Genomic DNA, 18,634 nt, shown 5'->3' with positions numbered 1-18,634 from the left:
CAGTAAGTCAAGTCCTCCGCACGGCATGGGTGTTCGACGGCGGGGGGTGTGGGGTCCGGGTCGCGCTGCCGGAGGGGGGCGGCGCGCTCGGGCACGTCCGTCAACACCCCGTGGTTTCAACCCTCATCGGGGGGTACCCGGTACTTCGTACCCGAACTGACGGCGAAGTTCAGGGAGTTGTTGGCGATGGCGGGTTTCGGACACAGTACGCGCAGGCACCCCCGCTCACGTGGCCGGACGTGGTCACGGACCGGGCCGGATCGCGCGACCCTCGGCATCATCGGAGTCATCTGCGCGATCGCGGGATTCTTCGTCCTGGGGATCATCCTCGGTCCCGTCGCGATCGTCTGCGGCTGGCTGGCCATGAACCGCAGCTGGTCCGGCACCCGCTCCGTCCCCGCTCTCGTCGCGGTCGTTCTGGGCGCCATAGACACACTCCTGGCCATCCTCTGGCTGGCCGGCACGGCCACTCCCGGGGCCGGACTCTTCTGACCCACAGGAGTGAGGGGAAAAGGGCAGGGGCCCTCGGCAACCAAAGCCGAGGGCCCCTTTTCTAGTTGCGCAGGTACGGCGGAGTCAGGGGCGCGGGGAACTGCGCGACCAGCCACGACGCACCCGCACCCGCCCCGACACAGGCACCCCTACGGCCCTCGGCGCTCTCAAGAACAGCCGCGCCGCTGCTCCGGCACCGCCCTCCCCGACCGCAGCGCCATCACCTCGGCCCGCAGCAGCCGTACCTCCTCGGTCAGCTCCGCTATCGCCGCGGTCTGCCGCCGCTCCTCCGCGTCGTCCTTCTCGAACCGCGCTATGAACCACGCCGCGATGTTCGCGGTCACCACGCCCAGCAGCGCGATCCCCGACAGCATCAGCCCCACGGCCAGCACCCGCCCGAGCCCGGTCGTCGGCGCGTGGTCCCCGTACCCCACGGTCGTCATCGTCGTGAACGACCACCACACGGCGTCGCCCAGCGTGTGGATGTTCCCGCTCGGTGAGTCCCGCTCCCCGGAGAGCACGGCCAGCGACCCGAACATCAGCAGCCCGATCACCGACCCGCCGACATAGGTCGTGAGCCGTATCTGCGAGGCCATCCGCGCCCGCTGCCCGACCAGTAGCAGCGTCGCCACCACCCGCAGCAGCCGCAGCGGCTGGACCATCGGCAGCAGCACCGCGCACAGGTCGATCCAGCGCGACCGCACGAACTCCCACCGCTGCTCGGCGAGGCCGAGCCTTACCACGTAGTCGAGCGCGAAGGCCGCCCACACCGTCCACTCGGCGACCTCGCACCACCACTTCACGTCCGCGCTCGCGTCCGGCCGGACGATCGGCACGGCGTACGCGACGGCGAACACCGCGGCCAGACCGAACAGCGGCCGCTGCGTGTTGTGCTCCCACCGGACCTGTGCCGAGGTGACTCGCTCCTTCATGGGCGCATCGTAGGAAACGTGAAGGGGTGGTGAACCCCCAGGTTCACCACCCCTTGACGGGTCGCCCGTGCTATGCGTCGCCGCCGGCGGCGCCGGGGTCGGCCGCGGAGACGTCCAGCAGCTGGTAGCGGTCGATGGCCTGCTTGAGCACCGAACGGTCCACCTTGCCCTCACGCGCCAGCTCGGTCAGCACCGCGACCACGATCGACTGGGCGTCGATGTGGAAGTACCGCCGCGCCGCGCCCCGCGTGTCCGCGAAGCCGAAGCCGTCCGCGCCGAGCGACTGGTACGTGCCGGGCACCCACCGCGCGATCTGGTCCGGAACCGACCGCATCCAGTCGGAGACGGCCACGAACGGCCCCTCGGCGACGCTGAGCTTCCGCGTCACGTACGGAACCTGCTGCTCCTCCTCCGGGTGGAGCAGGTTGTGCCGCTCCACCTCGACCGCCTCACGGCGCAGCTCGTTCCAGGAGGTCGCCGACCAGACGTCCGCCTTGACGTTCCACTCGGCGGCGAGGATCCGCTGCGCCTCGACCGCCCACGGCACCGCGACACCGGAGGCGATGATCTGCGCCGGGACGGCACCCGACTCGCCGGCCTTGAAGCGGTAGATGCCCTTGAGGATGCCGTCGACGTCGACGTCGGCGGGCTCGGCCGGGTGCTGGATCGGCTCGTTGTAGACCGTGAGGTAGTAGAAGACGTCCTCGCCGGGCCTGCCGTCGGCGGTCTCGCCGTACATCCGGCGCAGACCGTCCTTCACGATGTGCGCGATCTCGAAGCCGAACGCCGGGTCGTAGGCGACACAGCCCGGGTTGGTGGAGGCCAGCAGCTGCGAGTGCCCGTCCGCGTGCTGGAGACCCTCACCGGTCAGCGTCGTACGCCCCGCGGTCGCGCCCAGGACGAAGCCGCGCGCCAGCTGGTCGGACATCTGCCAGAACTGGTCGCCGGTGCGCTGGAAACCGAACATCGAGTAGAAGACGTAGACCGGGATCAGCGGCTCGCCGTGCGTCGCGTACGCCGAACCGGCCGCGATCAGCGACGCCGTGCAGCCCGCCTCGGAGATGCCGTCGTGCAGCATCTGCCCCGTCGGCGACTCCTTGTACGCGAGCAGCAGTTCCCGGTCGACCGCCTCGTACTGCTGCCCGAGCGGGTTGTAGATCTTCGCGCTCGGGAAGAATGAGTCCATGCCGAAGGTGCGGTACTCGTCGGGCGCGATCAGCACGAACCGCTTGCCGATCTCCTTGTCCCGCATGAGGTCCTTCAGCAGTCGTACGAACGCCATGGTGGTGGCGATCGACTGCTGACCCGAGCCCTTCTTCACACTCGCGTACGTCTTGTCCTCGGGCAGCGGCAGCGGCTTCGCCCGCACGACACGGGTGGGCACATACCCGCCGAGCCCCTTGCGGCGGTCGTGCATGTACTGGATCTCGTCCGAGTTCCGCCCGGGGTGGTAGTACGGCGGAAGCCCGCCCTCCAGCTCCTTGTCGGAGATCGGCAGGTGCAGACGGTCGCGGAAGCCCTTGAGGTCGGCGACGGTCAGCTTCTTCATCTGGTGCGTGGCGTTGCGGCCCTCGAAGTTCGGCCCCAGCGTCCAGCCCTTGATGGTCTTGGCCAGGATGACCGTCGGCTGGCCCTTGTGCTCGTGGGCCGCCTTGTACGCCGCGTAGATCTTGCGGTGGTCGTGACCGCCGCGGCCCAGGTGCAGGATCTGGTCGTCGGACATGTTCTCGACCATGGCGCGCAGCCGGTGGTCGCCGCCGAAGAAGTGGTCGCGGATGTACGCGCCGGTCTCGGTCGCGTACGTCTGGAACTGGCCGTCCGGCGTGGTGTTCATCTTGTTGACGAGCACACCGTCGCGGTCCTGGGCGAGCAGCGGATCCCAGGTGCGGTCCCACACCAGCTTGATCACGTTCCAGCCGGCGCCGCGGAAGACCGACTCCAGCTCCTGGATGACCTTGCCGTTGCCGCGCACCGGGCCGTCGAGGCGCTGGAGGTTGCAGTTGACGACGAAGGTCAGGTTGTCGAGGCCCTCGCGGGCGGCGAGCGTGAGCTGGCCGAGCGACTCCGGCTCGTCCATCTCGCCGTCGCCGAGGAACGCCCAGACATGGGACTTGGAGGTGTCCGCGATGCCGCGCGCCTCCATGTAGCGGTTCATCCGCGCCTGGAAGATCGCGCCGAGCGGGCCGAGGCCCATGGAGACGGTCGGGAACTCCCAGAAGTCCGGCATCAGCCGCGGGTGCGGATAGCTGGACAGGCCGTACGGCGCCTTCGACTTCTCCTGGCGGAACGCGTCGAGCTGCTGCTCGCCGAGCCGGTCCAGCAGGAACGCGCGGGCGTAGATACCGGGGGAGGCGTGCCCCTGGAAGAAGATCTGGTCGCCGCCGTCGCCTTCCTCCTTGCCCCGGAAGAAGTGGTTGAAGCCCACGTCGTAGAGGGAGGCGGACGACGCGAAGGTCGCGATGTGGCCACCCACGCCGATGCCCGGGCGCTGGGCCCTGGACACCATCACGGCGGCGTTCCACCGTGTGGCGTTGAGGATCTTCCGCTCGATCTCCTCGTTGCCCGGGAAGAACGGCTCGTCCTTGGTGGCGATGGTGTTGACGTAGTCCGTGCTGCGCATCTCCGGCACGGCCACGCGCTTCTCGCGGGCCCGCTCGATGAGCCGGAGCATCAGGTAGCGCGCGCGCTCACGCCCGCGCTGGTCCACGGCGGCGTCGAGCGAGTCGAGCCACTCCTGGGTCTCCTCGGGATCGAAGTCAGGGACCTGACTCGGAAGGCCGCCAATGATGATCGGATTGCGATCGGATCCGGAAGCCACGCTGTTCCTTAGCTGTCAGAGGGCCACTCTTCATGGGTTCTTGTGGGTGCCTGCACCGCCCCCCATCGTGTACCTCGCGGGCGCAAACGTCATCTCTACCGAGAGGTAACCAAGCTGGTCATCCGCTCTGTCACAGTAGGAAGGGCATGCGGCACTCGTACCCCCGAGCGGTTGCCGAATGCGCAAATCGGACAGAATGGTGTGGTGTGCGTCACGAGGCGCTGGGATTCGATGCCTGGAGTTGCGTGGACACGGCCCGGATCGTCACCGTTTCGGCGGTCTCGCAGGCTGGGTACTTGCGCGATCCGTCCCGCCCGTGTGGACTACGGCCAACGCTTCGCGTACGCGCGTGGCTGATTCCCCGGGGGCGACCCCACCCGAAACATGATCAGGAGGCAACCCGTGAGCGCGACCGCGGACCACGCGGAGGAGCGGACGAACCCTGCCGCGAGGCTGGGGTTCCAGCCCGAGCAGGTGGTCCAGGAGATCGGCTACGACGACGATGTCGACCAGGAGCTCCGCGAGTCCATCGAGGAAGTCATCGGCAGCGATCTCGTCGACGAGGACTACGACGACGTGGCCGATGCCGTCGTGCTGTGGTTCCGAGACGACGACGGCGACCTGACGGATGTGCTGGTGGACGCCACCACGTACATCGAGGAGGGTGGCTCGATCCTGCTGCTGACGCCCAAGACAGGGCGCGACGGCTATGTGGAGCCCAGTGACATCTCGGAAGCCGCGACGACCGCGGGGTTGTCCGCGTCGAAGAGCGTCAGCGTCGGCAAGGACTGGAGCGGAAGCCGCCTGGTGACGCCGAAGGCGGCGAAGTCCGGCAAGAAATAGAGCGTCGCCCGAGAACTCGGTGGGTTCTGCGTCGAGACGGTCGCGGCGTCGCCGTGGCCGGTCGCGCAGTTCCCCGCGCCCCTGGACGGGCGCCCCTCCAGGGCCCGTCCAGGGGCGCTCCGTTTTCCCGGCCGGTCACCTGCGTAGGCTGGGTCACCCGAACAGCCCCACGAAGGGACGCAGGAAATCATGGCGATCCAGGTCGGCGACAAGGCACCCGACTTCGAGCTCAAGGACAACCACGGCGCCACGGTGAAGCTCTCGGACTTCCGCGGCGAGAAGAACGTGGTGCTGCTCTTCTACCCGTTCGCCTTCACCGGGGTGTGCACGGGTGAGCTGTGCGAGCTGCGGGACAACCTGCCGAAGTTCGTCAACGACGACGTCCAGCTGCTGGCCGTGTCGAACGACTCCATCCACACCCTGCGGGTCTTCGCCGACCAGGAGGGGCTGGACTACCCGCTGCTGTCGGACTTCTGGCCGCACGGCGAGGTCTCCCGCGCGTACGGCGTCTTCGACGCGGACAAGGGCTGCGCGGTGCGCGGGACGTTCATCATCGACAAGGAGGGCGTCGTCCGCTGGACGGTCGTCAACGCCCTGCCGGACGCCCGTGACCTGAACGAGTACGTCGCCGCGCTCGACACCCTGTGATTCTTCGGTTCCAAGGCCTGCGGTTCTCGGGAACCCGTCACTAGGATCGACACGTTGATCCGATACCAACGCACGACGGGGCTCCCCGCCCCAGACATCTATGGGAGGACTTCGTGGGAGTCAGCCTCAGCAAGGGCGGCAACGTATCGCTGACCAAGGAGGCCCCGGGCCTGACCGCGGTCATCGTCGGTCTGGGGTGGGACATCCGCACCACCACCGGCACGGACTTCGACCTCGACGCCAGCGCGCTGCTGCTGGACGCGTCGGGCAAGGTCAGCAGCGACGCCAACTTCGTCTTCTTCAACAACCTCAAGAGCCCCGACGGCTCCGTGGAGCACACCGGTGACAACCTCACGGGTGAGGGCGAGGGCGACGACGAGCAGATCAAGGTCAACCTCGCCGCCGTGCCGGCCGAGATCGAGAAGATCGTCTTCCCGGTGTCGATCTACGACGCCGAGAACCGCCAGCAGTCCTTCGGCCAGGTCCGCAACGCCTTCATCCGCGTCGTGAACCAGGCCGGCGAGGCGGAGATCGCCCGTTACGACCTGTCCGAGGACGCCTCCACCGAGACCGCCATGGTCTTCGGTGAGCTCTACCGGCACGGCGCCGAGTGGAAGTTCCGCGCCATCGGCCAGGGGTACGCCTCGGGTCTGCGCGGTATCGCCCAGGACTTCGGTGTGAACGTCTGAGCCACCGGGGAAGAACCATCCGGCTCAACCGCTCCGGCGCCGCAGTCGTCCTCGACCGCGGCGCCGGACGCGCTCGTACACCACAACTGAACACTTGCGAAGCCAGACATCGGGGAGGACCAGCACCATGGGCGTCACGCTCGCCAAGGGAGGCAATGTCTCCCTCTCCAAGGCCGCGCCGAACCTCACTCAGGTGATGATCGGGCTCGGCTGGGACGTCCGGACCACCACCGGAGCCCCTTTCGACCTCGACGCCAGCGCGCTGCTGTGCCAGGGGGGCCGGGTGCTGGGGGACGAGTGGTTCGTCTTCTACAACAACCTGACGAGCCCCGACGGCTCGGTGAAGCACACCGGTGACAACCTCACCGGCGAGGGGGAGGGCGACGACGAGTCGATCATCATCGACCTCTCCCGGGTGCCCGTGACCGTCGACAAGATCGTGTTTCCGGTCTCCATCCACGACGCGGACAACCGCGGCCAGTCCTTCGGACAGATCAGCAACGCCTTCATCCGCGTCGTCAACCAGCTCGACGGCCAGGAACTGGCCCGCTACGACCTCTCGGAGGACGCCTCCACCGAGACTGCGATGATCTTCGGCGAGGTCTATCGCTACGGCGGGGAATGGAAGTTCCGAGCGGTCGGTCAGGGGTACGCGTCAGGCTTGCGCGGTATCGCCCTCGATTTCGGGGTCAATGTGTCGTAGGCCGTTCTGACGGGGCAGGCGCTATATGCGCAAAACCTGGGGCCTGGTGGGGGACGAGGGGCGCCCGACTAGACTTCGGCGTCGGAGTCAATGTTTGGTAAAGCCGCGCGCGGCGCGGGGGAACCCCGTACACACACGATTGGGTAGCCAGTGGTTCTGAAAACCTTCGGCTGGTCGTTCGCGGTCACCGCGCTCGGCTTGGTTGCAGCGGTTCTCTACGACGGATGGACGGCGCTCGGGCTCGTCGCCATCCTGTCCATCCTGGAGATCTCGTTGTCGTTCGACAACGCAGTGGTCAACGCCGGGATCCTGAAGAAGATGAATGCCTTCTGGCAGAAGATCTTCCTCACCATCGGCATCCTCATCGCCGTCTTCGGCATGCGCCTGGTGTTCCCCGTGGTGATCGTCGCGGTCAGCGCCAAGCTGGGCCCGATCGAGGCCGTCGACCTGGCGCTCACCGACAAGGACCAGTACCAGCAGTACGTGACCGACGCCCACCCGTCGATCGCGGCGTTCGGCGGTATGTTCCTGTTGATGATCTTCCTCGACTTCATCTTCGAGGACCGGGACATCAAGTGGCTGGGCTGGCTGGAGCGCCCGCTGGCCAAGCTCGGCAAGATCGACATGCTGTCCGCCTGCATCGCGATGATCGTCCTGCTGATCACCTCGATGACCTTCGCGACCCACGCCCACCAGCACGGCGGCACTCATGTCGACAAGGCGCAGACCGTCCTGATCTCGGGCCTCGCGGGCCTCATCACCTATCTCGTCGTCGGCGGTCTCTCCAGCTTCTTCGAGAACCGCCTGGAGGAAGAGGAGGAACGCGAGCACGAGGCGGAGGAGGAGGCGGAGCGCGCCGGCAAGCCGCGTTCGGCCGTCGCCCTCGCCGGCAAGGCCGCGTTCTTCATGTTCCTCTACCTGGAGGTCCTGGACGCGTCGTTCTCCTTCGACGGCGTGATCGGCGCGTTCGCCATCACCAACGACATCGTCCTGATGGCGCTCGGCCTCGGTATCGGCGCGATGTACGTCCGGTCGCTCACCGTCTACCTGGTCCGCCAGGGCACCCTCGACGACTACGTCTACCTGGAGCACGGCGCGCACTACGCGATCGGCGCGCTCGCCGTGATCCTGCTCGTCACCATCCAGTACGAGATCAACGAGATCATCACCGGCCTCATCGGTGTCGTCCTGATCGGCTGGTCCTTCTGGTCCTCGGTCCGCCGCAACAAGGCGCTGGCGGCCGCGGAGGGAAAAGCTGAGTCCTCCAAGGAGGAGGTGGCGTCCGGCGTCTGACCCCGAGGCGGGTACGACCCGGAAGCCGGGGCCGGTGTGACCGGTTCCGGAGTGTGACTGCCCTCCAGGTGAGGGAACGCTCTGAGCGGGGCGGCCGACGAGGACTCGTCCTCGTCGGCCGCCCCGCCGGTGGTTGACGCGACGACACGGAAGTTGTGGGGCGGGCATGAGTTTCCTGGACAACCTCTGGCGCGGACGGGCCACGGAGTTCGACGCGGGCAACGCGGCGACCAACGCCATCGAGCTGACCAAACGGCACCAGAAGGTCTCCCTCAGCAAGCAGGGCGCCGCCACCGGCCATCTGCGCGTCAACCTGTCCTGGCGGATGCGGACCTCCGACATAGGCGGACCCAAGCGGCAGAGCGTGCTCCGGCACCCCTTCAGGGCGCTCAAGCCCGAGCAGGTGGTGGCGCACAGCCAGAGCATGGTCAACGTGGACCTCGACCTCGGCTGCCTGTACGAGCTGGCCGACGGGACGAAGGGGGTCGTGCAGCCGCTGGGCGGCTTCCTCGGCGACATCAACGACCCGCCGTACATGCGGCTCAGCGGCGACGACCGGTTCGGGTCGGGGTCCGGCGAGACCATGTACATCAACCTGGACCACCGCGACGACTTCAAGCGGATGCTCGTCTTCGTCTACATCTACGACCAGACGCCGGCCTTCGACCGTACGCACGCGGTCGTGACGCTGTACCCGAGCAACGGTCCCCGGATCGAGATCGGGCTCGACGAGCGCCACCCGCAGGCCCGGTCGTGCGCGGTGGTGATGATCGAGAACGTCAAGGGGGAGATCATCGTGCGCCGGGAGGTGAAGTTCGTCTACGGCTTCCAGGCGGAGCTCGACCGGCTCTACGGGTGGGGCCTGCAGTGGGGGCGCGGCTTCAAGACCAAGGCGGAGCGCTGACCGCGGCCCCGCCCGCCCCCGCGTCCTCCCGCGCCCCGCGCGGGGCCTTCCCCGGCTCCCGGACGCTCACCTGCCGATGAACTGCGGGCCCTGCGGAGGGAGCCGGACGTCGGAGGCCGGGCCGGCGCCCGTGGGCTGCGGGTAGCCATAGGCGGCGCCGGCGGTCGCGGGGGCCTGCTGGGTGTGCGGGTAGCCATAGGCGGGCTGGGTCGGCGCCGCCGGCGGGTAGCCGTACGCCGGCTGGGACGGCACCCCGGTGGTCGGCTGCTCCGGGGGGAGCGGGGCCGAGACCTCGGGTGCCGGGGCCGTCGTGGACGTCTGGTTCGCCGCGGCGGCCGCCGCCTCCGACTCGTCGACCGAGATGCCGAAGTCGGTGGCGAGCCCCTGGAGGCCGTTGGTGTAGCCCTCGCCGAGGGCGCGGAACTTCCAGCCACCGCCCCGGCGGTAGAGCTCGCCGCAGATCAGCGCCGTCTCCTCGCCCGTCTCCGGCTTGATGTCGAAGTACGCCAGCGGTTCCGCGTCGGAGACCGTGGCGTCGTACAGCAGGATGCGCAGGGAACGTACGCGGTCGAAGGTGACGTCGTCGGCGGAGGCCACGAGCAGAATCTGGCCGACGGCGGACTCGACACCGGCCAGGTCAGTCTGGATGGTGTCCGTGAGGCCGTCGGCGACGCGTTTCTTGCCGAGCCGCCACACCTTGCCCGAGGGGTGGCGCGGCTGGTTGTAGAACACGAAGTCCTCGTCGGACCGTACCCGTCCGTCGGGGCCGAGGAGCAGCGCCGAGGCGTCGACTTCCGGGGCACCCTGTCCGGGCGCCCAGCGCAGCACGGCGCGGACCGCCGTGGCTTCGATCGGGACGTTCGACCCCTTCAGCATCGCGTGCGTCATGACGTTCATCCTGCCCTCTCGGTCCTGATCACGACAACGCGGGGGCGAGGACGGGCCGGTCGAGCCGTCGAGCGGCCGACATGGCCGGGTTACCAGAACTTCACGCCCGGAGGGAACTGAAGACACACATTTGTACGTACTATTACCGGCCACCTTCACGACCGGCCGCCCAGCAGCCACGGGGGATCTCCATGCGTCACTTCGGGCATATCGCCCCTGAGGAGCGTCAGCGCCTCTTCTTCCGCGAGCCGGGTTTCTTCACCGCCGACTCACCGGCCCGTGTCCTCGCCGCCGCCCTCGGCGCCACCCTCTACAGCCCGGCGACCCGCGAGCGGCTGGCCGACGACATCGTCAAGCAGGCCGGGCGCGGTGTGGTCTCCATGGTGCTGTGTCTGGAGGACTCCATCGACGACGCGGAGGTCGTGGGCGCCGAGGAGAACCTCGTCCGGCAGTTCGCCGACCTCGCCGCGCGCCCGGGCGCCGATCTGCCGCTGCTGTTCATCCGGGTCCGCTTCCCCGAACAGATTCCCGACCTCGTCCGGCGCCTCGGTGCGGACGTACGGCTGCTGTCCGGATTCGTACTCCCGAAGTTCACGGAGGAGCGCGGCATCGCCTTCCTGGAGGCGCTCACCGCCGCCGAGGCCGCGAGCGGGCGGCGCCTGTTCGCGATGCCCGTGCTGGAATCGCCCGAGCTGATGTACCGGGAGACGCGCGTAGAGGCCCTCCAGGGCATCGCCCACACCGTCGACAAGTACCGCGACCGCGTCCTCGCCCTGCGCCTCGGCGTCACCGACTTCTGCTCCTCGTACGCGCTGCGCCGGGCACCCGACATGACCGCGTACGACGTCCAGATCGTCGCCTCCGTGATCGCGGACGTGGTGAACGTGCTGGGCCGGGCGGACGGCACCGGGTTCACGGTGACGGGGCCCGTGTGGGAGTACTTCCGGGTGCAGGAGCGCATGTTCAAGCCGCAGCTGCGCACCAGCCCGTTCCTGGAGAACCGCGCCGGGCGACTGCGCGAGACACTGATAGAGCACGCCCTGGACGGACTGCTGCGCGAGATCTCCCTCGACCAGGCCAACGGTCTGCTCGGCAAGACCTGCATCCACCCCTCGCATGTGCTGCCCGTGCACGCGCTGTCCGTGGTCAGCCACGAGGAGTTCAGCGACGCCGAGGACATCCTGCGCCCCGAGCGGGGCGGCGGCGGGGTCCTGCGCTCCGCCTCCCGGAACAAGATGAATGAGGTCAAGCCGCACCGGGCCTGGGCTGAAAGGGTTCTGCAGCGGGCCGAGGTCTTCGGTGTGGCCAACGAGGACATCGGCTTCGTGGACCTGCTGGCCGCGGGGCTCGCCGACTGAGCCGCGCCGCCCGCACCCCGCGGTGGCCGCCCGCACCTGTCGTAACCGACGAAGGAATCGATGAACAACGCAGTGAACGACCCGATCTGGTCCGGGACCTGGGTCGCCGAGCGGCTCGGGGTCGAGCTGGTGGGTGACGAGGAGCTGAGCGGTCTGCTGGGGCTCGCGCTGCGGCGCAACCCCAAGCGGGCGCATCTGCTCGTGTCGAACGTGCTCGGCAAACACGTGCCGCAGTCGCCGGCCGTGGTGTACGGGCACGGGTTCGCCCTCGGCCGCCGGGTGCGGGAACTGCTCGGCGCCGACGGGGCGCGGGCCTCGGTCGTCCTCGGGTACGCCGAGACCGCGACCGGGCTCGGGCACTCCGTCGCGGACGGGCTCGGCGACGCGCCCTACCTCCACTCCACCCGGCGGCCCGTCGACGGTGTCGCCCAGGCCGGCGGCTTCGAGGAGTCCCACTCCCACGCGACGTCGCACCTGCTGCTGCCGGAGGACCCGGAGCTGCTGGCCGGGACCGGGCCGCTGGTCCTCGTCGACGACGAGTTCTCCACCGGGAACACGGTCCTCAACACCATCCGCGCGCTGCACGAGCGGTACCCGCGCGAGCGGTACGTCGTCGTGGCCCTGGTCGACATGCGGTCGGCCGAGGACCAGGGGCGGCTCGCCGGTTTCGCCCGGGAGATCGGGGCCCGCGTCGACCTGGTGACCACCGCCAAGGGGACCGTGCGGCTCCCGGAGGGCGTGCTGGAGAAGGGGCAGGCGCTGGTCGCCGAGCACGAGGGGGCGCCCGCCGCCCCGGTGTGCGCGGGGTGGGTCGGCCGGGTCGAGCTGGGCTGGCCCCAGGGCGTGCCCGACGGCGGGCGGCACGGCTTCGCCCCCGCGCACCGGGAGCGCCTGGAGGCCGCGCTGCCGGGGATGGCCACACGCCTCGCCCGGGCCCTGCCCGAGGGCGCACGACGGGTGCTGGTCCTCGGCTTCGAGGAGCTGATGTACGCGCCGCTGCGGCTGGCGACGGAGCTGGAGCGGCTGGTGGACGGGGTGGAGACACGGTTCTCCACCACCACGAGGTCACCCGTGCTGGCCGTCGACGACCCCGGCTACGCGATACGCAGCCGTATCGTCTTCCCCGCCCACGACGGGCCCGCGGACGGGCCGGGGGAGCGGTACGCGTACAACGTGGCCGGCGGCGGCTTCGACGCGGTGATCGCCGTAGTCGACTCGACCGCCGACACGCCCGCCCTCCACGCGCACGACGGCCTCCTGGCCGCCCTCGCCGCCCACACCCCGACCGTCCTCCTCGCGGTCGTCCCGTCCTACGTCCCGTCCCCCGCCCCGTCCAAGGACGGGGCGCCGCCCCCGCACCGCACCGAAAGGCCCTTCATGCTGCCCGAGCCCCTGCGCGGCCCCGCGTTCTCCTCCTATGCGGCCGAGGAGGTCGGGTGGCTGCTGCAGGACCTCTCCGAGGTGACCCTGGAGGCGCCGACCGAGGAGCGGGAGGAGGCCATCCAGAGCGGCGGGGCGCACTACGCCGAGTCGCTGCCGGTCGAGTACCAGCCGAGCGAGCAGTACCAGGCCCTCTTCCACAGCGCCCTGGACGCCTCGGCCGAGCGGATCGCCGTGGCGGTCGGGGTCGTGACCGAGACCGTGCTCGCGGAGCGGTCCCCGCGCCCCGTCCTGGTGTCGCTCGCCCGCGCCGGGACGCCCGTGGGCGTGCTGATGCGCCGGTGGGCCCAGCAGCGGCACGGCGTCGAACTGCCGCACTACGCCGTCTCGATCGTGCGGGGCCGCGGCATCGACGCCAACGCGCTGCGGTGGCTGGCCGCCCACCACGACCCGGCGGACGTCGTGTTCGTCGACGGCTGGACCGGCAAGGGCGCGATCACCCGCGAACTCACCGCCGCCATCGAGGAGTTCGAGCGGACCGAGGGCGTCACCGGGTTCGACCCGGAGATCGCGGTGCTCGCCGACCCCGGCTCCTGCGTGCGCACCTACGGCACCCGCGAGGACTTCCTCATCCCCTCGGCGTGCCTCAACTCCACCGTCTCCGGGCTGATATCGCGGACCGTCCTGCGCGCGGACCTCGTCGGACCCGACGACTTCCACGGCGCCAAGTTCTACCGCGAGCTGGCCGGCGCCGATGTGTCCGTGGAGTTCCTGGACGTCGTCTCGGCCCGCTTCGCCGATGTCGCCGACACGGTCGACGCCCACACCAAGGAGCTGCTGTCCGCCGACCGCACGCCCACCTGGGAGGGCTGGGCGGCCGTCGAACGGATCAGCGAGGAGTACGGGATCCACGACGTCAACCTGGTCAAGCCCGGTGTCGGGGAGACCACCCGGGTGCTGCTGCGCCGGGTACCGTGGAAGATCCTCGCGCGGGCCGGGGCGGGAGCGGACCTCGACCACGTACGCCTGCTCGCCGAACAGAGAGGGGTACCGGTGGAAGAGGTGGCGGAGCTGCCGTACACCTGTGTGGGACTGATCCACCCCAAGTACACACGGGGCGCGACCGGCGCCGACGGCAAGGCGGTGACGGTCTGATGCCCGGCCCCCGTGTGCTCGTCGCCAGCGATCTCGACCGTACGCTCATCTACTCGACCGCCGCGCTCGCGCTGACCATGCCGGACGCGCGGGCGCCCCGGCTGCTCACCGTCGAGGTGCACGAGAACAAGCCCCTGTCGTACCTGACCGAGACGGCGGCCGGGCTGCTCACGGAGCTGGGGGACGCGGCGGTGTTCGTACCGACGACGACCCGGACCCGCAAGCAGTACCAGCGGATCAATCTGCCCGGGCCCACCCCGACCTACGCGATCTGCGCGAACGGCGGGCATCTGCTGGTCGACGGGGTCTCGGACCCCGACTGGTACGCGGGCGTGACCGCGCGGCTCGCGGACGAGTGCGCGCCGCTGGAGGAGGTCCGGGACCATCTCGCCGCCACCGCAGACCCGACCTGGGTGCGCAAGCACCGCATCGCCGAGGACCTCTTCGTCTATCTCGTCGTCGAGCGCGAGCTGCTGCCCGAGGAGTGGGTGAAGGGGCTCGCGGTGTGGGCGGAGAACCGGGGCTGGACGGTGTCGCTCCAGGGCCGGAAGCTGTACGCCGTGCCGAAGCCGCTGACGAAGAGCGCGGCGATGCGGGAGGTCGCGCGGCGGACCGGGGCCCAGCTGACGGTGGCCGCGGGCGACTCGCTGCTCGACGCGGATCTGCTGCTGGCGGCGGACCGGGCGTGGCGGCCGGGGCACGGTGAGCTGGCGGACGCGGCCTGGTCTGGGCCGACGATCACGGCGCTGCCGGAGCGGGGGGTCATGGCCGGGGAGCGGATCCTGCGGGAGTTCCTCCGGGCCGCGCGGGAAGGGTGACGCGAGGGGCGTCGCCGGGCGTCGTCCGGTCAGGGGGTGGGGGTGCCGCGGTCCGCGGGCTGCCGGTCGTCGGTGGTCGAGCGCGCGGTTCCCCGCGCCCCCTTGGTGTTGCCCTTCTTCAGGAGGCGGAGCGACACGAAGACCAGCACGGCCAGCGCGGCGGCCGCCAGGACGATCTTCGAGTACGTCGAGACGACCGCCGTCACCTCGGTCCAGTTGGCGCCCAGGAAGTAGCCGGCCAGCACGAAGAGCGTGTTCCAGATCGCGCTGCCCAGGGTGGTGAGGAGCGTGAAGACGGGCAGGGGCATGCGTTCGACGCCCGCGGGGACCGAGATCAGGCTGCGGAAGACCGGGATCATCCGGCCGAAGAAGACCGCCTTGGTGCCGTGCCGGAGGAACCACGCCTCCGTCCGCTCCACGTCGGAGACCTTGACGAGGGGCAGCTTCGCGGCGATCGCCAGGGTGCGGTCGCGGCCCAGGAGGGCGCCCACGCCGTACAGGGCGAGGGCGCCGATGACGGAGCCCGCCGTGGTCCACAGCAGCGCGGCGTAGAGGTCCATCCGGCCGGTGCTCGCGGCGAAGCCGGCGAGAGGGAGCACGACCTCGCTGGGGATCGGCGGGAAGAGGTTCTCCAGGGCGACGGCCAGACCGGCCCCCGGTGCCCCCAGCAGATCCATCAGGCCTATGATCCACAGGGGTGCGCCGCTCATCGACTCCGCTTGCATGGCTGTCATGGGCGCAGGCTAGGGGAACGAAGCTGAAGGGAGCCTGAGGTTCGGATGAACGCTCCCGGGCCGGAGGCCGTTGAACCCAGTGTGATCAACCGCAGCATCCGCCGCCGCAGCATCCCCCGCCCCCGCCGCCGCCCGCCCGGGGCGCGGGGGCGGCAGCGGAGGCCGAGCCGCCCACCGCGACCGTCGACAGGAGCTTGACCGTGTCCTGGTGACCCGAGGGGCAGTCCGCGGGGGCGGACGACTCTGCCATCGGGCGGCTCAGTTCGAAGGTGTCGCCGCAGGTCCGGCAGCGGTATTCGTAGCGAGGCATGTGCTCAGGCTATCCGGCCGCGGGCCGCCGTCAGCAGGACTTGTTTTCGACGGGTCGGTCACACTGGCCAAATTTTCACGCTGCCGACCGGGGCGGTTGTGAAAGTGACTGATAATTTGTGGTCGCTGTGTGGAGACCGGACGGCCGGGGGACCGGGGGGCCGGGGGACTCACAGCCGCGGGTGTGGCGGCTGTGACGGTCCACGCGGGCGATGCCAAGTGGGAGGGGGGACAGTCATGACCGCTGTCCTGTGTCGATCGGGAGTCACGTCCCCCGGTCGCTATGTCGCCGTGGGCGGGCGAAAGGTTGCCGCGTTCCGCCGGATCGTCGCCGCGCAGCACATGAGCCGTCCCCGCAGCGGAGCGCGCCATGGGCAGTGCTGAAGGAGAGGGCCGTATGCGCCGCCGCCGGGGGGCGGCACAGGAGCGCCGGGAGCAGGGGCTCCCGGAGTCCGAGTTCACCATGGAGCTGAAGGCGCCGCCCCCGCCGGCGGACGAGACCATGGAGCTCAAGGCCCCGCCCCCGCCGGCCGACGAGACCATGCAGCTGCGCGTGCTCGAACCGGGCATGCTCGACAGCCGGCCCGAGAAGTCGGCGACGGGCGGCAGGCGGGACAGGCGCAAGGCGGCCCGGCCGTCGTTTCGCGCCAGATTCCTGGCCGCCGTGGGCCCGCGCCTCGCCCCCTTGGCCCCGTATGCCCGCCGAATACGCCCGCAGTACCCGCGCCCCGGCCGTACCGACTGGCGGCGCTGGGTGCCGTCCTGGCGGCAGTCGCTGGGCGCCGGAGGGCTCGCGGTGGGATTCAGCACCATGCTGCTGACCATCGCCTACGCCGCCACGGACATACCCGAGGACCTCAACACCTTCGCCACCCAGCAGGACAATGTGTACTTCTGGTCCGACGGCACACCGATGGCCCGTACCGGCTGGGTGCGGCGCCAGGCGATGCCGCTGAAGGACGTCCCCGAGGACGTGCGCTGGGCGGTCCTCGCGGCGGAGAACGCGAGCTTCTACTCCGACCCCGGCATATCCTTCAGCGGTATCACGCGGGCCCTGGTGCGCACCGTGGGTGAGGGTGACACCCAGGGTGGTTCGACGATCACCCAGCAGTACGTCAAGAACGTCTATCTGACCCAGGACCGCTCGCTCAGCCGCAAGTTCGACGAGGCGATGATCGCCATCAAGCTCGACAACCAGATGAGCAAGGACGAGATCCTGGAGGGCTACCTCAACACCAGCTGGTTCGGCCGCGGCACCTATGGCATCCAGCGGGCCGCCCAGGCGTACTACGGCAAGGACGTCAGCGAGCTGAACGCGAGCGAGGCCGCCTTCCTCGCCTCCCTCCTCAAGGGCGCCGGCCTGTACGACCCCTCCCTCAGCCGGTCCAACCACGCCCGGGCCGTCGTGCGCTGGGAGTGGATCCTGGACCGGATGGTCGACCTCGGCAAGCTCTCCAAGGCCGAGCGCGCCACGTACCAGAAGTTCCCCGAGCCGCTGAAGCAGTCGAACCAGTACGACACCGGCAAGCAGAGCGACTACCTCGTGGAGCTGGCCGCCCAGTACGCGAAGAAGGCCGCGAACATACCGGACCAGGAGTTCGACATGGGCGGCTACCAGATCTACACGACCTTCGACCGCAAGCGGCAGACCGAGCTGACCGCCGCCGTCACCAAGGCCCGCGAGGACGTCGCGAAGGACAACCCCAAGAAGGCGAAGTCCGCCCACTTCGGAGCGTCCTCCGTCGCCGCCGACGGACGGATCCTCGCCGTCTACGGCGGCCCCGACCACCGCAGACAGGGCTACAACGAGTCCAACGCGACCACCGTCCCGTCCGGCTCGGCGTTCCTGCCGTTCGTCTACGCCGCCGCCCTGGAACACGGCGTCGTCAAGGAACGCGACGGCCGGTCGACACCTGTCACCCCGCAGACGCTCTACAACGGTGACGACGGGGTCGTCGTCACCACGCCCGAGGGCCCCTACTGGGACCGCAACGGCAAACGGGTCCGCGCCCGCAACGACGGCAAGCGGTCCTACGGCCAGATCACCCTGCACGACGCGCTCGCCAAGTCCGTGAACTCCCCGTTCATGCAGCTCGGCATGGACACCGGCCTGGACAAGGTGCGCTCCACCGCCGAGGCGGCCGGACTGCTGTCGTCCAGCTTCGGGGCGCAGGTGCCCGCCCTGTCCGTCGGCAGCGCCACCCCCAGCGCGATCCGCATGGCCAGCGGCTACAGCACGTTCGCCGCGGACGGCCGGCACACCGAGCCGTACTCGGTGCGCAAGATCACCCACAACGGATCCAAGGTCGGGATGTCCACACCCAAGCCGAAGCGGGCGGTGGGCGCCGAGGTGGCCCGGCAGGTCACCGAAGCACTCACGGACGCCTTCCGCAGCGACCACCCCGCCTCGCCGGGCGCGGCCTCCTACGAGGTCGCGGGCAAGGGCGGGACGACCCAGGACGACAAGGCCGCCTGGTACGTCGGCACGGCGGAGAAGGTGTCGACCGCGGTCGTCCTGTACCGGATCGACCTGTCCAAGAGCCTGGAGCCGCTGCGGCTCGACGGCATCGCCGGAACCCCCGGATCCGGCGTGCCCTACGACATCTGGTCCCGTGCGACGAGCGTCGGCTGACGCCGGATGAGCACCCGACCCGCAACCCTCGCAGAATG

Annotated in this window: 16 protein-coding genes; 11 read left to right on the top strand and 5 right to left on the bottom strand. The window is 69.7% G+C overall.

Features of this window, described 5'->3' with window-relative positions; translation table 11 throughout:
• Positions 1-186 precede the first annotated feature (186 nt).
• Positions 187-492: a hypothetical protein gene (locus tag ACZ4Z3_RS07460; protein ID WP_055539647.1), complete on the top strand. Its 306-nt coding sequence runs from the start codon at positions 187-189 to the stop codon at positions 490-492.
• Positions 493-659: 167 nt separating this feature from the next.
• Here the strand turns inward: ACZ4Z3_RS07460 and ACZ4Z3_RS07455 are convergent, their stop codons facing one another.
• Both ACZ4Z3_RS07455 and aceE read right to left on the bottom strand, forming a co-directional pair.
• Positions 660-1,424: a potassium channel family protein gene (locus ACZ4Z3_RS07455; RefSeq protein WP_468500103.1), complete on the bottom strand. Its 765-nt coding sequence runs from the start codon at positions 1,422-1,424 to the stop codon at positions 660-662.
• Between the two features lie 70 nt (positions 1,425-1,494).
• On the bottom strand, positions 1,495-4,242 hold the full coding sequence (aceE, locus tag ACZ4Z3_RS07450) for a pyruvate dehydrogenase (acetyl-transferring), homodimeric type (RefSeq protein ID WP_468500102.1): 2,748 nt from the start codon (positions 4,240-4,242) through the stop codon (positions 1,495-1,497).
• 402 nt (positions 4,243-4,644) lie between these two features.
• Here aceE and ACZ4Z3_RS07445 point away from each other — a divergent pair, with 402 nt between their 5' ends.
• The 6 genes from ACZ4Z3_RS07445 (at position 4,645) to ACZ4Z3_RS07420 (ending at position 9,322) form a co-directional block, all read left to right on the top strand.
• Positions 4,645-5,085, top strand: coding sequence for a DUF3052 domain-containing protein (locus ACZ4Z3_RS07445; RefSeq protein WP_055520217.1), 441 nt, complete (start codon positions 4,645-4,647; stop codon positions 5,083-5,085).
• A 189-nt stretch (positions 5,086-5,274) separates the two neighbouring features.
• Entirely contained in the window at positions 5,275-5,733 is a 459-nt protein-coding gene (locus tag ACZ4Z3_RS07440; RefSeq protein WP_468500101.1) for a peroxiredoxin, read from the top strand.
• A gap of 113 nt (positions 5,734-5,846) precedes the next feature.
• Positions 5,847-6,422: a calcium homeostasis/redox stress adaptation protein gene (locus ACZ4Z3_RS07435; protein WP_159767118.1), complete on the top strand. Its 576-nt coding sequence runs from the start codon at positions 5,847-5,849 to the stop codon at positions 6,420-6,422.
• Positions 6,423-6,549: 127 nt separating this feature from the next.
• Complete coding sequence (locus ACZ4Z3_RS07430; RefSeq protein ID WP_355401587.1) at positions 6,550-7,125, top strand: TerD family protein; 576 nt, start codon at positions 6,550-6,552, stop codon at positions 7,123-7,125.
• Positions 7,126-7,275: 150 nt separating this feature from the next.
• Complete coding sequence (locus tag ACZ4Z3_RS07425) at positions 7,276-8,418, top strand: DUF475 domain-containing protein (protein WP_468500100.1); 1,143 nt, start codon at positions 7,276-7,278, stop codon at positions 8,416-8,418.
• Between the two features lie 166 nt (positions 8,419-8,584).
• Positions 8,585-9,322 carry a TerD family protein gene (locus ACZ4Z3_RS07420; protein WP_249828455.1) on the top strand — a complete coding sequence of 246 codons (738 nt, stop codon included), beginning with the start codon at positions 8,585-8,587 and terminating at the stop codon, positions 9,320-9,322.
• 66 nt (positions 9,323-9,388) lie between these two features.
• On the opposite strand, the gene ACZ4Z3_RS07415 is transcribed toward ACZ4Z3_RS07420, so the two are convergent.
• A complete protein-coding gene (locus ACZ4Z3_RS07415; RefSeq protein ID WP_468500099.1) occupies positions 9,389-10,210 on the bottom strand; it encodes a TerD family protein in 822 nt (273 codons plus the stop codon).
• Between the two features lie 191 nt (positions 10,211-10,401).
• On the opposite strand from ACZ4Z3_RS07415, the gene ACZ4Z3_RS07410 reads away from it, so the two are divergent.
• Genes ACZ4Z3_RS07410 through ACZ4Z3_RS07400 form a run of 3 tightly spaced genes read left to right on the top strand, consistent with a single transcriptional unit; the run spans position 10,402 to position 14,921 of the window.
• Positions 10,402-11,568, top strand: a complete 1,167-nt coding sequence (locus tag ACZ4Z3_RS07410; protein WP_468500098.1) for an HpcH/HpaI aldolase/citrate lyase family protein — start codon at positions 10,402-10,404, stop codon at positions 11,566-11,568.
• A gap of 60 nt (positions 11,569-11,628) precedes the next feature.
• A complete protein-coding gene (locus ACZ4Z3_RS07405) occupies positions 11,629-14,103 on the top strand; it encodes a phosphoribosyltransferase (protein ID WP_468500097.1) in 2,475 nt (824 codons plus the stop codon).
• A complete protein-coding gene (locus ACZ4Z3_RS07400; RefSeq protein WP_468500096.1) occupies positions 14,103-14,921 on the top strand; it encodes an HAD family hydrolase in 819 nt (272 codons plus the stop codon). The genes ACZ4Z3_RS07405 and ACZ4Z3_RS07400 overlap by 1 nt, the downstream gene beginning before the upstream one ends.
• Before the next feature lie 29 nt (positions 14,922-14,950).
• On the opposite strand, the gene ACZ4Z3_RS07395 is transcribed toward ACZ4Z3_RS07400, so the two are convergent.
• Both ACZ4Z3_RS07395 and ACZ4Z3_RS07390 read right to left on the bottom strand, forming a co-directional pair.
• Positions 14,951-15,655 (bottom strand): DedA family protein, encoded by a 705-nt coding sequence (locus ACZ4Z3_RS07395; RefSeq protein ID WP_468500095.1) that lies wholly within the window; start codon positions 15,653-15,655, stop codon positions 14,951-14,953.
• Positions 15,656-15,740: 85 nt separating this feature from the next.
• Positions 15,741-15,965: an FmdB family zinc ribbon protein gene (locus ACZ4Z3_RS07390; protein WP_079054728.1), complete on the bottom strand. Its 225-nt coding sequence runs from the start codon at positions 15,963-15,965 to the stop codon at positions 15,741-15,743.
• Between the two features lie 501 nt (positions 15,966-16,466).
• On the opposite strand from ACZ4Z3_RS07390, the gene ACZ4Z3_RS07385 reads away from it, so the two are divergent.
• On the top strand, positions 16,467-18,596 hold the full coding sequence (locus ACZ4Z3_RS07385) for a transglycosylase domain-containing protein (protein WP_468500223.1): 2,130 nt from the start codon (positions 16,467-16,469) through the stop codon (positions 18,594-18,596).
• Positions 18,597-18,634: the final 38 nt, after the last annotated feature.

This window comes from Streptomyces sp. NPDC030296, from assembly GCF_055572815.1.
The sequence above is the reverse complement of the archived record's forward strand: the minus strand, read 5'-3'. Positions and strand labels throughout refer to the sequence as shown.